The 12,564-nt window shown below is 72.2% G+C and carries 12 protein-coding genes; 7 read left to right on the forward strand and 5 right to left on the reverse strand.

Annotated elements, in window-relative coordinates; genetic code table 11:
- On the forward strand, window positions 1-1,067 hold a 1,067-nt coding region (locus tag VM840_10670), incomplete at its 5' end, for a DUF58 domain-containing protein (protein ID HVL82039.1).
- On the forward strand, window positions 1,048-3,168 hold the full coding sequence (locus tag VM840_10675) for a DUF3488 and transglutaminase-like domain-containing protein (protein ID HVL82040.1): 2,121 nt from the start codon (window positions 1,048-1,050) through the stop codon (window positions 3,166-3,168). The genes VM840_10670 and VM840_10675, both read left to right, overlap by 20 nt.
- Here the strand turns inward: VM840_10675 and VM840_10680 are convergent.
- Genes VM840_10680 through VM840_10690 form a run of 3 tightly spaced genes read right to left on the reverse strand, consistent with a single transcriptional unit; the run spans window position 3,165 to window position 4,611 of the window.
- A complete protein-coding gene (locus VM840_10680) occupies window positions 3,165-3,584 on the reverse strand; it encodes a hypothetical protein (protein HVL82041.1) in 420 nt (139 codons plus the stop codon). The genes VM840_10675 and VM840_10680 overlap by 4 nt on opposite strands.
- 8 nt (window positions 3,585-3,592) lie before the next feature.
- A complete protein-coding gene (locus VM840_10685; GenBank protein HVL82042.1) occupies window positions 3,593-3,949 on the reverse strand; it encodes a DUF3040 domain-containing protein in 357 nt (118 codons plus the stop codon).
- A gap of 2 nt (window positions 3,950-3,951) precedes the next feature.
- Complete coding sequence (locus VM840_10690) at window positions 3,952-4,611, reverse strand: hypothetical protein (GenBank protein ID HVL82043.1); 660 nt, start codon at window positions 4,609-4,611, stop codon at window positions 3,952-3,954.
- Between the two features lie 25 nt (window positions 4,612-4,636).
- Here VM840_10690 and VM840_10695 point away from each other — a divergent pair, with 25 nt between their 5' ends.
- Genes VM840_10695 through VM840_10710 form a run of 4 tightly spaced genes read left to right on the forward strand, consistent with a single transcriptional unit; the run spans window position 4,637 to window position 9,465 of the window.
- Window positions 4,637-5,194, forward strand: coding sequence for a hypothetical protein (locus VM840_10695; GenBank protein ID HVL82044.1), 558 nt, complete (start codon window positions 4,637-4,639; stop codon window positions 5,192-5,194).
- A 13-nt stretch (window positions 5,195-5,207) separates the two neighbouring features.
- A complete protein-coding gene (locus VM840_10700) occupies window positions 5,208-6,167 on the forward strand; it encodes a MoxR family ATPase (protein ID HVL82045.1) in 960 nt (319 codons plus the stop codon).
- Window positions 6,164-7,267: a DUF58 domain-containing protein gene (locus VM840_10705; GenBank protein ID HVL82046.1), complete on the forward strand. Its 1,104-nt coding sequence runs from the start codon at window positions 6,164-6,166 to the stop codon at window positions 7,265-7,267. The genes VM840_10700 and VM840_10705 overlap by 4 nt, the downstream gene beginning before the upstream one ends.
- Window positions 7,255-9,465, forward strand: a complete 2,211-nt coding sequence (locus VM840_10710) for a transglutaminaseTgpA domain-containing protein (GenBank protein HVL82047.1) — start codon at window positions 7,255-7,257, stop codon at window positions 9,463-9,465. The genes VM840_10705 and VM840_10710 overlap by 13 nt, the downstream gene beginning before the upstream one ends.
- A gap of 9 nt (window positions 9,466-9,474) precedes the next feature.
- Here the strand turns inward: VM840_10710 and VM840_10715 are convergent, their stop codons facing one another.
- Entirely contained in the window at window positions 9,475-9,870 is a 396-nt protein-coding gene (locus tag VM840_10715; protein HVL82048.1) for a hypothetical protein, read from the reverse strand.
- 93 nt (window positions 9,871-9,963) lie between these two features.
- Here VM840_10715 and VM840_10720 point away from each other — a divergent pair, with 93 nt between their 5' ends.
- Window positions 9,964-11,811, forward strand: coding sequence for a S9 family peptidase (locus VM840_10720; protein HVL82049.1), 1,848 nt, complete (start codon window positions 9,964-9,966; stop codon window positions 11,809-11,811).
- A 4-nt stretch (window positions 11,812-11,815) separates the two neighbouring features.
- Here VM840_10720 and VM840_10725 read toward each other — a convergent pair.
- The coding region (locus VM840_10725; GenBank protein ID HVL82050.1) for a hypothetical protein at window positions 11,816-12,564 on the reverse strand (749 nt) is incomplete at its 5' end.

Raw genomic sequence — 12,564 nt, forward strand, 5'->3', positions numbered from 1 at the left:
TCGCCATCTGGCTGCGGCGGGGGACGGTGACGGTCCAGCGCCGCGTCTCCCCCCTGCGCGCGCCGGCGGGCACGGAGGTGAGGGTGGACCTGACGCTCACGAGCGAGGGGTCCATCGGCAGCTCCCCCCTGCTCGTGAACGAGGCTCTGCCCGACGTCCTGGGCGACGACATCCGCCTGACCGTGGACCCCGGCGGACGCACCCGGTCCGTCGCATACGTGTTCAAGCCGAAGCTGCGCGGGCGCTACGATCTCGGTCCCCTCGAGCTCGTGAACACCGACCCCTTCGGTGCCATCGTTCGGACGAAACCGCTCGAGGGGACGGCCCCGCTGATCGTGTACCCGTCCTACGAGCACCTGGGCGGCATCCCGACGGGGGTCCAGCGGCTGGGCGCGGTCCGCCACTCCCCCAGGCTCGGACAGGGAGACGAGTTCTACAGCCTCCGCCCGTACGAGACCGGCGACGACCTCCGACGCGTCCACTGGACGTCCTCGGCCAAGCTCGGCGAGCTCGTGGTCAGGCAGGACGAGCTGCTCGGGGAGCCCCGGGCGATCGTGATCGTGGACACGTGCGCGTCGAAGCATCGCGGAGAGGGCGCGGAGGCCTCGATCGAGGCGGCCGTCTCGGCGTGCGCGTCGGTGGGGGTCCTCGCGCTCGAGAAGCGGATCCGGCTCCGGGTCTTCTCGTCGGACGGCCCGCTGGTGCGCTCGAGGCGCGTGACGGAGCCGGAGCTGATGGAGGCGCTGGCCCTGCTGCAGCCGAGCACTCGGCCCTCGGTCGTCGGGATGCTCGAGCACGTCCCTCCGCGTCAGCTGCTCGGCGCGGCGCTCGTGATCATCACGCCGGGCCTGTCGCAGCAGGAGATGGGCGCCCTCGCCAGGTTCGCGCACTCGGCCACCGGCGGGGCGATAGTGCACATCCTGGCCGACACGTTCGCGGGCGGACGCCGCCCGGCCAAGGAGGCCGCGGTATCCCCCCTCGGGCTCCCGATCGTCCGACTGGCGGCCGGCGAGTCCCTCCGACAGGCCTGGGGAGCGCAGGTGAGAGATGTCCCTCTGGCGCGATGAAGTAGGGTCTCCGCGCTCTTCTCTCGTCGCGGTCGCGGCGCTCGCCGTGGTCGCCGCGATGAGCTTCGGGCGCTCCTTCACCACGAACGAGCACCTGTGGTGGACGCTCCCCGCCCTGGCCATCGGGGCAGGGCTCGCCGTGACGCTCGGACGACGGGCGCTCGGGCTCACCTTCGCGGGACTGGTGGTGGTCACGTGGGCGACGCTGCCGGTGCTGTTCGCGCGCGAGACCACCGCCCTCGGGCTCCCCACCCCGTCCGGGCTGGCGCATACGTGGGACCTCTTGGGACGGGGGGTCCAGGGCATGCTCCACGAGACGGCGCCGGTGGTCCCCGAGACGAGGTTCATGGTGCTGCTGTGGGTGGCCGGGCTCCTGCTCGGATACCTCGGCGGCTCGTGGGTGGTCGTGGGTCGTCCGATCGGAGCCATCGTCACCGGGCTCATGATGCTCGGGTACGCGGGTCAGGTCGGGGTCGGTCCGGGCCGGACGGCGTACGGGTTCGCCGCGGTGGTCGTGACGATAGCCTTCTTCCTGCTCGAGGGCCGCCACCGCATCGCCGCGTGGGGACGCGAACGCAAACCCCTGCCCGCCTACATCGGGCTGCCCACCCTGGCCGTCGCGTCGCTCATCGCGCTCGCCTCGCCGATGGTCCTCGGGGCGACCAACCCGCTGATCGACCTGCAGGGGGGGCTGCAGCCCCGCCTCGTCATCATCAAGCCGCTCAGCGACGTCCGGCGGCAGCTCGAGATCGACCCCCCGCTCGAGGTGATGCGGGTGACCGCCAACGCGGCGACGTACTGGAGGCTCACCGCGCTCGACACCTACCAGGGTGACGAATGGGTGCTCGAGGCGCGGCCGGTCCCGGTCCCGAACGGACCGGTCCCCCGTCCGCAGCCGCCCGTGGTCGGGCCGGTGGTCGAGCAGCGGTACTCGATCACGTCCCTGCTGTCGCCATGGCTCCCGGCGGCGTTCGCCGCCGAGGCGGTGGACTCGCCCGTCGCCTATGAGATCGACGAGGACTCATCGACCCTGCTGCTGAGCACGGAGACCGTCCCCGGACTGCAGTACTCGGTCGTCTCCCGCGTTCCGGACCGGTCAGCGAACGATTCGGCGTCCGGGGCCCGCCACAAACCCGACGAGGTGGAGAAGGCGTTCGGACGCGCCGCCGAGCAGGTGGTCGGGACAGGAGGCTCGGTCTTCGAGCGGGCGGTCGAGCTCGAGGAATGGTTCCGCAGCTTCACCTACGACGAGAAGGTGCCGGGGGGCCACGACGTAGCGCGTCTGGACCGCTTCCTGCAGGAGCAGCGCGGGTACTGCGAGCAGTTCGCGGCGACGATGACGCTGATGCTGCGCGGGCTGGGCATCCCGGCGCGGGTCGCGGTGGGGTTCCTCCCCGGCGCAGCGAGGGAGAGCGAGTACCTGGTCACGACCGACGACGCCCACGCGTGGGTGGAGGCGCACGTGCCCGGGCGAGGATGGGTGTCCTTCGACCCGACGCCGGGCCGCGGGATGCCGAACTCGCCCGACGGCGAGCTCGAGCAGCCCGTCTCGACGCCGACCCCCCGGCCCGCTGAACCGACGGAGGGCGAGCCGACCCCGGAGCCCACACCGACCGTCGCGCCCACCGACCCGGGCGGGGGGACCGACCCGCAGGGCCCCGGGCTCCCGATCCTGCAGCTGGTGATGGGAGCGACCCTCGTCGGCGCCATCCCGGGGGCGAAGGCGATCCGGCGGACCCGGAGGCGTTCCGCGGGGGCGCTCGGGGCCTATGACGAGCTGATCGACCGGGCGGCCGATCTCGGTCTCCGTCCCGGCCGGACGGAGACCCCCTGGGAGTTCTGGAGGCGGGTGGGCGGCGGCCCGCAGACGGGCACGGTCGTGGCGACAGCCGTGCAGGCGCTGTACGCACCCGACCCCGTCACGCGGCAGGAGGCCGACGAGGCATGGAGCTCGCTGCCCACGGCGGTGAAGGCGCTCGGCTCCCGGATCCCGGCGTGGCGCCGCGTGGCCGGGCTATGGGACCCGCGGACGCTCGTCCCCGAGTCGGTGCGCTCGGCGGCGACGACGGTGCTAGCCCGTCTCGCGGGACAGGGAGCCTAGGACTCCCCGCTCTCGTCGGCGGCGACCCCGGTCGTCACTCGGCGCCAGGCCGAGAACGGGTCGTGCTCGACCCGCGCCTCGAGCGGGTTGCGACCGGTGAGCGCGTGGCGGAGCATCAGCCCGGTGAAGGCCCGCTGGTCGTGCGTACGGAGGCCGAGCCCGAACAGTTCCGATCCCGGACCGGACGCCTCGCGGGCGAGGTGTCCGCCGCGCAGCCGCCAGTACAGGATCAGGAAGCCGAACACGGACCCGACGACGCCGGGCCAGGACGCTCCCGTGAGCCCGAGGACGACGTCCAGCGCGACGAGCGAGACGAACGCGGCCAGCCAGGCGATGCGTTCGCCCTCGCGGAAGGAGGCGGCGTCGATGGCGTGTCGAAGCCGTACGGTCTCGGACGGGGTGGGGACGTAGGGCATGGCGCGGTTCAGGTGTCCTTGCGCCGTGGGCGCATGCGGTCCTCCGCTTTGCGCCAAGCCCCACGAGCCGCCCGCGCGGGCGACGAGACGGACATCTGCTTCATGGCCGTCAGTATCAGGACGGTCGACCCGAGCATGACGAGGAACCCGACCGCCCCGCCCAGGACCCGGTTCGCGGCCACGAACCCGACCATGATCAGCAAACCGGCGATCAGGCCGACGAACCCAAGCCGCATGAGCCTGCGGTCGCGGCGGGGGTCGACGTTGCGCAGGCGCCGCTCGATATCAGGGTCGTCCTGCGCGAGGCTGCGTTCGATCTCCTGCAGGATCCTCTGTTCGTGCTCGGAGAGGGAGGGTTCGTCCATGGTCACCTGTGCCGACTCGGGTCCTGATTATATCCCCGCAGCCAAACCCCCACCCGCGTAGGGAGGTCCTTCGACACGTCCTCCCCTCTCCGCAGGCGGGTCCGGACGTCGGTGGCCGAGAGCGACGAGGTCGCGGGGTCGTCGAAGACCTCCCCGGGTTCGAGCACCGCGACGTCGTCGCGGAGGACCGGGTGCCCGGGTCGTGGGACGACGACGAGGCGGACCTCGCGCCGCGTCGCCTCGACCCCCGCCTCCCCGTCGGGATACCACGAAGGGTCCTCGAGCCGGGGAAGCTTGTCCGAGCCCACCACGAACACGATCGGCCGGTCCGAGGCGCGAGTCATCTCGAGGTACGTCCCCCTGTTGCAGACCGCGAAACCGAGATCGTGGTCGTCGGCGAGCCCCTGCAGCAGGAGGAGCCTGTCCTCCATGGGGAGCAGGAGATCGGGCGGCCTGTCCAGGAGGACCTTCGTGAGCAGCAGCGAGCCCGGGAGACCGGTCCACCGGGCGGCCGCAGCCAGCACCTGCAGGTGAGCGTTCGTGGGAGGGTCGAAGGCCCCGGCCAGCGCGACCGTCGTCCCGTCTCCCGCTGGGGACCGCAGCCAGACGAGCCGCGGCGGTCCCGCCGGGTCGAGCTCGGCGAACGAGCGGGTGGGGTCCATCCCACATCGTAGGTACCGTAGGGAGGTGCGCGCGGTGGGACGGGTGTTCGGACGTGACGGACGCGACGAGTCGGCTGGCCCGGCGGCGGCCGAGCTCGTGGTCGTGGACGAGCGGGTCCTGGCGGGCGGCGGCGGTCCGGACGCGGCCTGGCTCTGCGCCAGGCTGTCCGGCGCGGGGGTCCCCGCCTCCCGCCTGACCGTCCTGCCGCCGGAGGTCACCGTCCTGTCCCGGGAGGTGGCCGCGGCGCTCGTCCGGTCGCCGTCCGTCCTCGTCGTCGTGGGAGACGGACCGGTCCACGAGGCGGTCGGGATGGCGGCCGGGCTCCCGATGGTGCCGGAGCCGGACGAGCATGGAGGGCAGGAGCTCGAGCTCCCCGCCGGCGCGGCCCCGATCCCCAACCCGGCTGGGGGGAGGCCCGGGGTCATCGTCGAGTCGCGGGGGACGCTCGTCGTATGCCTCCCCGGCGACGACGCGCAGCTCCGCGCGATGTGGTCCGGACCGGTGGCGGAGGTCCTGCACATCAGGCTCGGACCCGCCGACGATGGGAACCCCCCTCCAGCGCAGGACGTTTCCGGTCGATAGGGAGGTTGGGAGCTTGGACCTCAGAGCGAGCACGGACGCGATCCGGGGCCTGGTCGAGAACGTCGAACGGGTCATCACCGGCAAGCGCACGGCGGTCGAGTTGGCCGCCGTGTCGTTCTTCGCCGACCTGCACCTGCTGATCGACGACGTCCCCGGCGTGGGCAAGACGATGCTCGCCCGGGCCGTGGCCAGGTCGATCGACGGGACGTTCAAGCGGGTGCAGGCGACGGCGGACCTGCTCCCCGGCGACATCACCGGGTCGACCGTGTACGAGCAGTCGTCGGGGGCGTTCCACTTCGTGCCGGGACCCGTCTTCGCCAACGTCGTGCTCGTGGACGAGATCAACCGGGCGACCCCGAAGGCGCAGTCCGCGCTGATGGAGGTGATGGAGGAGCAGTCGGTCACCGTGGACGGCGTGCTGCACGAGGTCCCCGAGCCCTTCTACGTCGTCGCCACGCGCAACCCGGTGGAGCACCACGGCACGTTCCCGCTGCCGGAGGGCGAGCTCGACCGGTTCGGGCTCTCGATCGGGCTCGGCTACCCGGACGCCCGAGCCGAGCGCAGCGTGATCGTGTCGCAGATGGACCACCACCCGATCGACACGCTCGAGCCTGTCCTGTCGGCGAGCGATGTGACCGCGCACCGGGAGGCCGTCCGCAGCGTCCACGTCGAGGAGAGCGTGCTCGACTACCTGCTCGCCATCGTGCGCGCGACGCGCGAGCACCCCGAGATCGCCCTGGGGGCTTCCCCGCGTGGTTCGCTCGCGCTCACCCGGGCGGCTCAGTCGTACGCGGTGCTGCGCGGACGCGACTACGTCCTCCCGGACGACGTGAAGCTCATGGCTCCCGCGGCGCTGGGTCATCGGTTGGTGCTGACCTCGGACCGCTCCGCGGAGCGGACCGCCGGCGAGGCCATCATCGAGACGATCCTCGCCCGGACCCCCGCCCCCGTGGCGCTGGGACCCTCCGCGTGAGGGTCCGGCCGACGAAGATCGCCTTCGGTCTGGTCGGCGGCGCGGTCATCCTCTTCGGCGTCGGCACGAACGTGCAGGCGGGGTGGGTGCTCGTCCTCGCCGCGATGCTGCTCGGGATCTGTGCGGCCGGTGCGGTGCTGCCGTTCGTGGCGCTGCGTGGGGTGGTGGTGGAGCGCGAGGCGCCGGCCACCGCGCGGGCGGGGGAAGCCGTCCCCGTCTCGGTGACGGTCCGCAACGCCTCCCGCGGGCTGCGCGGCCTCGTCGGCGTGCGCGACTCCTTCTGTGGCGAGGGCTGGGCGGTGGTGGACGTCCTGCGCCCGGGCCAGGCACGCCGGTTCACCGACCGGCGCACGGGTGCCCGCCGGGGCGTCTACACGGGGGGGCCGGTCGGCCTGGCGACCGGAGCCCCGTTCGGCGTCGCGGTCGCGTGGAAGGACATAGAGGTCGCCACGACCACCGTCGTCCACCCGCGCGTCTTCCCGGCGCGGGTCCCGGACGCGCTCGGGAGGACGGCGGTCGCGGTCCGGACGCCCTCCGGCGACATCTCGGGGGTCCGGGAGTACCGGTCCGGCGACCAGCTCCGCCACGTGCACTGGCGGTCCACCGCCCGCCGGGGCGAGCTCGTCGTCCGCGAGTTCACCGAGGAGGACCGGGGAGACCTGACGATCGTGGTGGACGCCCCCCACGACCCCGACACCGCCGACGCCGTCGCATCCGTCGCCTGCTCGATCGCTCGCGCAGCGCTGGGGCGAGGGCGGGAGGTCGAGCTGCGGTCGGGGGCCGGGACGGTCTCCGCCACCTCGCCCGCCGTGGCCGACGACTGGGGAGCCCGGCTGCAGCCGGGGGGACCCGGCGTGGAGGAGCTCTTGGCCCGGGGCGTGCGGGACGCACTCGTCGTCGTGATCGCCGCCGAGGAGCGCAACGCCGCCGCGGTGAGCCGGCTGACCGCGATGTCCCCCTCGGTCGTGGTGCTGGTCGACCCGGACGGGAGGGAGGGAGCCCGGCGTGTGGCCGCGTCCTTCGGAGCGACCCTCTCCGCGTCCGGACACGACGTCCAGGTGATCCCGGTGGCCGAGGACCTCTCTCCGTGGCTGCGTTGATCGCGCGCCTGCGGCGGACCACCCCGCCCACCGACGCGATCCCCTTCCGCGTCGCGGTATGCCTGACCGTCGTCGTCTCGGTAGGCGCCGCCCTGGGCCAGCAGGCCGTCCCGACCATGAGCGCCGTCGTCGCGCTGGTCGCCGTCCCCGGCGGGTTCGTCCTCTCCTACAAGCGGCGGGGCCACCGCAACGTCCTGCTGAAGCTAGGGCTCGCCGCCGGGCTGTTCGCGGCCTTCGCGAACTTCCTGTCGGACGTGCAGGGAGCGATCTCCGTCGATGAGACGCGGATGCCGCTCGCCGAGCTGTTCGTGTGGGTGCAGGTGCTGCACAGCCTCGACGTCCCGCGCCGGCGCGACCTGGGGTTCTCGCTCGCGTCGAGCGTCTCGTTGATGGCGCTCGCCGGGTCGGTCTCGATCTCGACGGGATTCCTGCCCTACGCGGTCGCCTTCGGAGCGGCCTTCGCCGCCGCCCTCGCCCTCCGTCACCTGGCGCAGCTCCACGAGAGGGCGAGCGCCGCGACCGACCTCGGGGAGCCGAGCCGGGAGGAGGCGGTGGAGGTCACGCGAGTGAGCGCGCGGCCCCCCGGACGCAGCATCCTGCGCCCGGCCGCCGCGGTGGCAGGTGTGGTCCTGGCGTTCACCGGCCTGGCGTTCGTGGCCCTCCCGCGGTTCCCGGGCATCCAGGTGGCGACCCTCCCGGTGCAGCTCGCCAACAACACGCCGATCTCCCGCTTCACCGGGAGCGTGGTGAATCCGGGCCGGCAGGGGCAGCCGGAGGCTTCGCGAGGGGGCGGCTTCGCACCCGACGCCTACTTCGGGTACGGGGACGGTCTGGACCTGCGCACCCGCGGAAGGCTCTCGGAGGAGATGGTGTTCCGGGTCCGGGCGCCCGAGCCCGCGCTGTGGCGGGGCCAGGTCTACGACCGCTACGACGACGGGTACTGGTCCTCGACGGGCGAGGAGGAGACCGTCACCGCCCGGTCCGGGTTCGACCGGTCCATCCTCGTGCCCAGGCCGCCCGGCGAGGGTCCTCGGTTCCACGGCTCGACGCGGGAGCTCGTCCAGACCTTCTACGTGGAGCGTCCGCTCCCGAACCTCGTCTTCCACGCGGCCGAGGCGCGGGAGCTGTTCATCCCCTCCACGTCGGTGGAGGTGGACCCGTTCTCCTCGGTCCGGCTCCCGTTCCTGTTGGAGGAGGACACGATCTACTCGGTCATCAGCCGCATCTCGACCGCCGGACCGGACGACCTCCGCCTGGCCGCGGCGCCGGACACATCGGACCCTGCGCTGGCGAGGTACCTGACGACTCCGGACTCGCTCTCGCCCCGGGTGGCGCACCTCGCCCGCACGCTGACGGCGGACGCCCCCACGACCTATGACAAGGCCGAGGCGGTCGAGTCGTGGCTCAGGCGGACGAAGGCCTACCGGCTGGACATACCCCGCGACCCGCCCGGCGTCGACCCGCTCGAGGTGTTCCTGTTCGAACGCCATGAGGGGTTCTGCGAGCAGATCGCCACCGCGATGGCCGTGCTGCTGCGCGAAGCCGGGGTCCCGACCCGGCTCGTGGCCGGGTACGGGGCGGGTGAGCGCAACCCCTTCACCGGCTACTGGGAGGTCCGTAACTCGGACGCCCACGCGTGGGTGGAGGTCCTGTACCCCGGGTACGGCTGGATCCCGTACGACCCGACCTTCGGGGTGCCCGAGGCGCGCGCGACGAACACGAGGTTCATGCTCGAGCCCCTGCTGACCTTCGCCCGCCGGCTGCTCCCGGTGAGGGCGCTCGCCTGGGCGATGGAGCGGCTCGGCGGCGCCCTCGCCTCCGCCGCGGTGGTCCTGGTCCTCGTCCTCGCGGCGGCTTCCGTCCTGACCGTGCTCCGTCGGCGGACGAGAACGCGGTCCGCGGACACCCCCACCCACCGGGTCGTGTCCGCTTGGATGCGTGTGGAGGAAGCGCTCGCCCGGGAGGGGTGCGCCCGGGGGTCGAGCGAGACGCCCCTCGCCTTCTGCCGTCGAGCGTGCACGGTGGCCGAGGTCGAACCGGAACGCCTCCGCGCCTTCGGGGACCTGTTCGTCTCGCTGCGCTACGGCCGGGACACGCCGGCTCCCGAGGACATCCTCAGGCTGGAGCACATGGCGGACACGCTGGTCGGTGAGGTCCGGGCGAGCCGCCCATCGGCGTTCGCCACCGCCCGGCGCTAGCGCGGCGGGTCACCTCCCGCGTCTGGACCACTCCTTGGCCGCCTCGACCAGCTCGGCGTCCGACCACTCGCGCAACGGCCTCTTGTAGGAGAGCGCGGCGCCGACCACGCGCGTGGGAGCCGCCGGTACCTTCAGCTTCCGCCGCTTCATCTCCTTGATGAGCGGCGAACCCTCCCATGACGCCTTCACGCGCGCCTCCCGGCGCTTCGCGTACCCGGCCACGTGCTGGGCCTGGGCCAGCAGCCGGTCGTCGGGGAGCTTCGTGAGCTGGTCGACGACCTCCGGCGGCTGGTTCGCGTACGCCTCGGGAGGCGCGCTCTCGAGCCCCGGGGGCACCTTCAGCTTGCGCGACCTCAGGAGCGAGGCGAGGGCCTGGGGGAAGGTCTTCGGCTTCGTCGTGGCCATGTCCACAAGGATGGCACGGACGCGCGGCGGGGTCACGGCAGAGCGCGGGGGGCTAGGATCTACGTCCACGAGGGGGACGAGCCAGGAGGGGCGATGAGCACGCAGACCGACGTCGAGCTGATCCCGCGCGAGGTGCTGTTCGGCAACCCGACGCGCATCCAGCCTCGGCTCTCGCCGGACGGGACGCGTCTGGCCTACATCGCGCCGCACGAGGGGGTCCTCAACGTCTGGGTGCGGACCATCGGACAGAGCGACGACCGGGTGGTGACGAACGACCGGGACCGCGGGGTACTCGCTTACGGGTGGGCGGAGGACAACCAGCACATCGTGTACCCACAGGACCGAGGGGGCGACGAGAACCACCGCCTCTACTCCGTCCACCTCGAGACCGGGGAGACGCGCGACCTCACCCCCTTCGACAAGGTGCAGGTGCGCATCGTGGCGGACAGCAAGCACCAGCCGGACACCATCCTGCTCGCGATCAACAAGGACAACGAGCAGCTCCACGACCTGTACCGGCTGACGTTGAGCACCGGCGAGCTGGAGAAGGTCGCGTCGAACCCGGGCAACATCGTGGCCTGGGTCCCCGACCTCGACCTGCGGGCTCGCGGGGCGATGGCCGCGCTCCCGGATGGGGGGTTCGTCGCCCTGGTGCGCGAAGACGAGGACGAGGAGTGGAAGCCGATCGTCACGTGGGGACCGGAGGACGCCTTATCGGCCGGTCCGGTCGGGTTCACCCGGGACGGACGCCACCTGTACCTGCAGGACCCCCGCGACGCCAACACGGCACGTCTCGTCCGGCTCTCGCTGGACGACGGGTCCATCGAGGTGATCGCGTCGGACCCCACGGCCGACGTGATGGGCGCCCTCGTGCACCCGGACACCACCGAGGTACAGGCCGTCTCGTTCCTGCGGGACCGGGTGGAGCACCTCGTGCTGGACGGGTCGATCCGCGAGGACTTCGACGGGATCCGTGAGCTCGACCGCGGCGACTTCTCGGTCGTGAGCCGGGACAACGCCGACCGCACCTGGCTCGTCGCCTTCACGAACGACGACGGCCCGATCCGGTACTTCGCCTGGGACCGGGAGACCAAGCAGGGGACGCTCCTGTTCAGCCACCGCCCGGAGCTCGAGAGGTACACGCTAGCGCGCATGGAGCCGGTCTCGTTCACCTCGCGCGACGGACTCCAGATCCATGGCTACCTGACCCTGCCGCCGGGGGCCGGTCGCGAGAACCTGCCCATGGTGCTGAACGTGCACGGAGGACCGTGGGCCCGCGACACCTGGGGCCACCACCCCGAGGCTCAGTGGCTGGCCAACCGCGGGTACGCATGCCTGCAGGTCAACTACCGGGGCTCGGTGGGGTACGGGAAGGAGTTCGTCAACGCGGCCAACCGCGAGTGGGGCGGGAGGATGCACGACGACCTCGTCGACGCCGTGCAGTGGGCGATCGACCAGGGCATCGCCGACCGGGGGCGGGTGGCGATCTACGGTGGGTCCTACGGCGGCTACGCCGCGCTCGTCGGGGCGACGTTCACGCCCGACCTGTTCTGCTGCGCGGTGGACCTCGTCGGACCGTCCAACCTGATCACTTTCATCAACACGATCCCGCCGTACTGGCTCCCGCTCGTCCAGCTGTTCCACGAGCGCGTCGGCAACCCGGAGACGGACGAGGAGTTCCTCCGGTCGCGCTCCCCCCTCTTCAAGGTCGACCAGATCAAGATCCCGATGCTCATCGCCCAGGGCGCCAACGACCCGCGCGTGAAGAAGTCGGAGTCGGACCAGATAGTGGAAGCCCTACGCGAGAAGGGCATCGACCACGAGTACATGGTCTTCCCCGACGAGGGGCACGGGTTCGCGAAGCCCGAGAACCGGCTCAGGTTCTACGCCGCGGTCGAGAGGTTCCTGGCCGAGCACCTCGGCGGCCGCGCCGAGGAGTGAGCGGCTAGCGGTTCAGCCGGCCCAGGGGCTCCCAGAGCTCCGGCTTGCCCTTCTGCGTCATGTAGTCGTAGAGGCCGCCGCCGATGGACCCCCCCTCGAGCGCGGCCTCGACGTACGCCACCGCCTGCGCGACGTCGACCCGGTCCGCGACGCCGCCGATCACGTGGACCGGGAGCCCAGAGAGACGACCTGCCTCCCTCACGTTCTCCTCGGTGATCGCCCGGGCGGTCTGCGGGTCAGCGGACCGGCCGGTCCAGTACGCCATCGGCATCACCAGGTCGTAGTGCTTGCGCAGCTCGGCCCAGGGGAAGCTGGACCAGGCGGAGCGGTAGTACGGCGACGACCAGGCGATCACGATGGCACCGAGGGGGTAGCCGGGGGGCGAGCCCTCCCGCACCCGGCGCGAGTACTCGTTGAGCCGGGCCGTGCGCTCGTGCTGGTCCTTGACGTCCATCCGCTCGATATCCGGAGCGACGGCGTCGAAGCGATGTCCGTTCGGGGAGACGTACCCCACCGCGGCCAGCGTGTAGGCGACGTCGCGGTTGACGTCCTGGAAGTCCGGGATGTACCAGGCGACCACCTTCATGCCGAGCCGGTGCGCCTCCTCGAGGGCGGCCGCGTTCGAACGCGGGAACAGGAAGGGTTGAGGGCTGTTGTAGCGCGCGGTCTGGATGTAGAGGGTCCGGACGCCCCGGGCGGCCAGGTCGCGCACGGCGGGCAGGACCGAGCCCGGGTCGTCGTTGAAGTCGTACA

It is taken from the genome of Actinomycetota bacterium, assembly GCA_035540895.1.
Taxonomy (GTDB): domain Bacteria; phylum Actinomycetota; class JAICYB01; order JAICYB01; family JAICYB01; genus DATLFR01.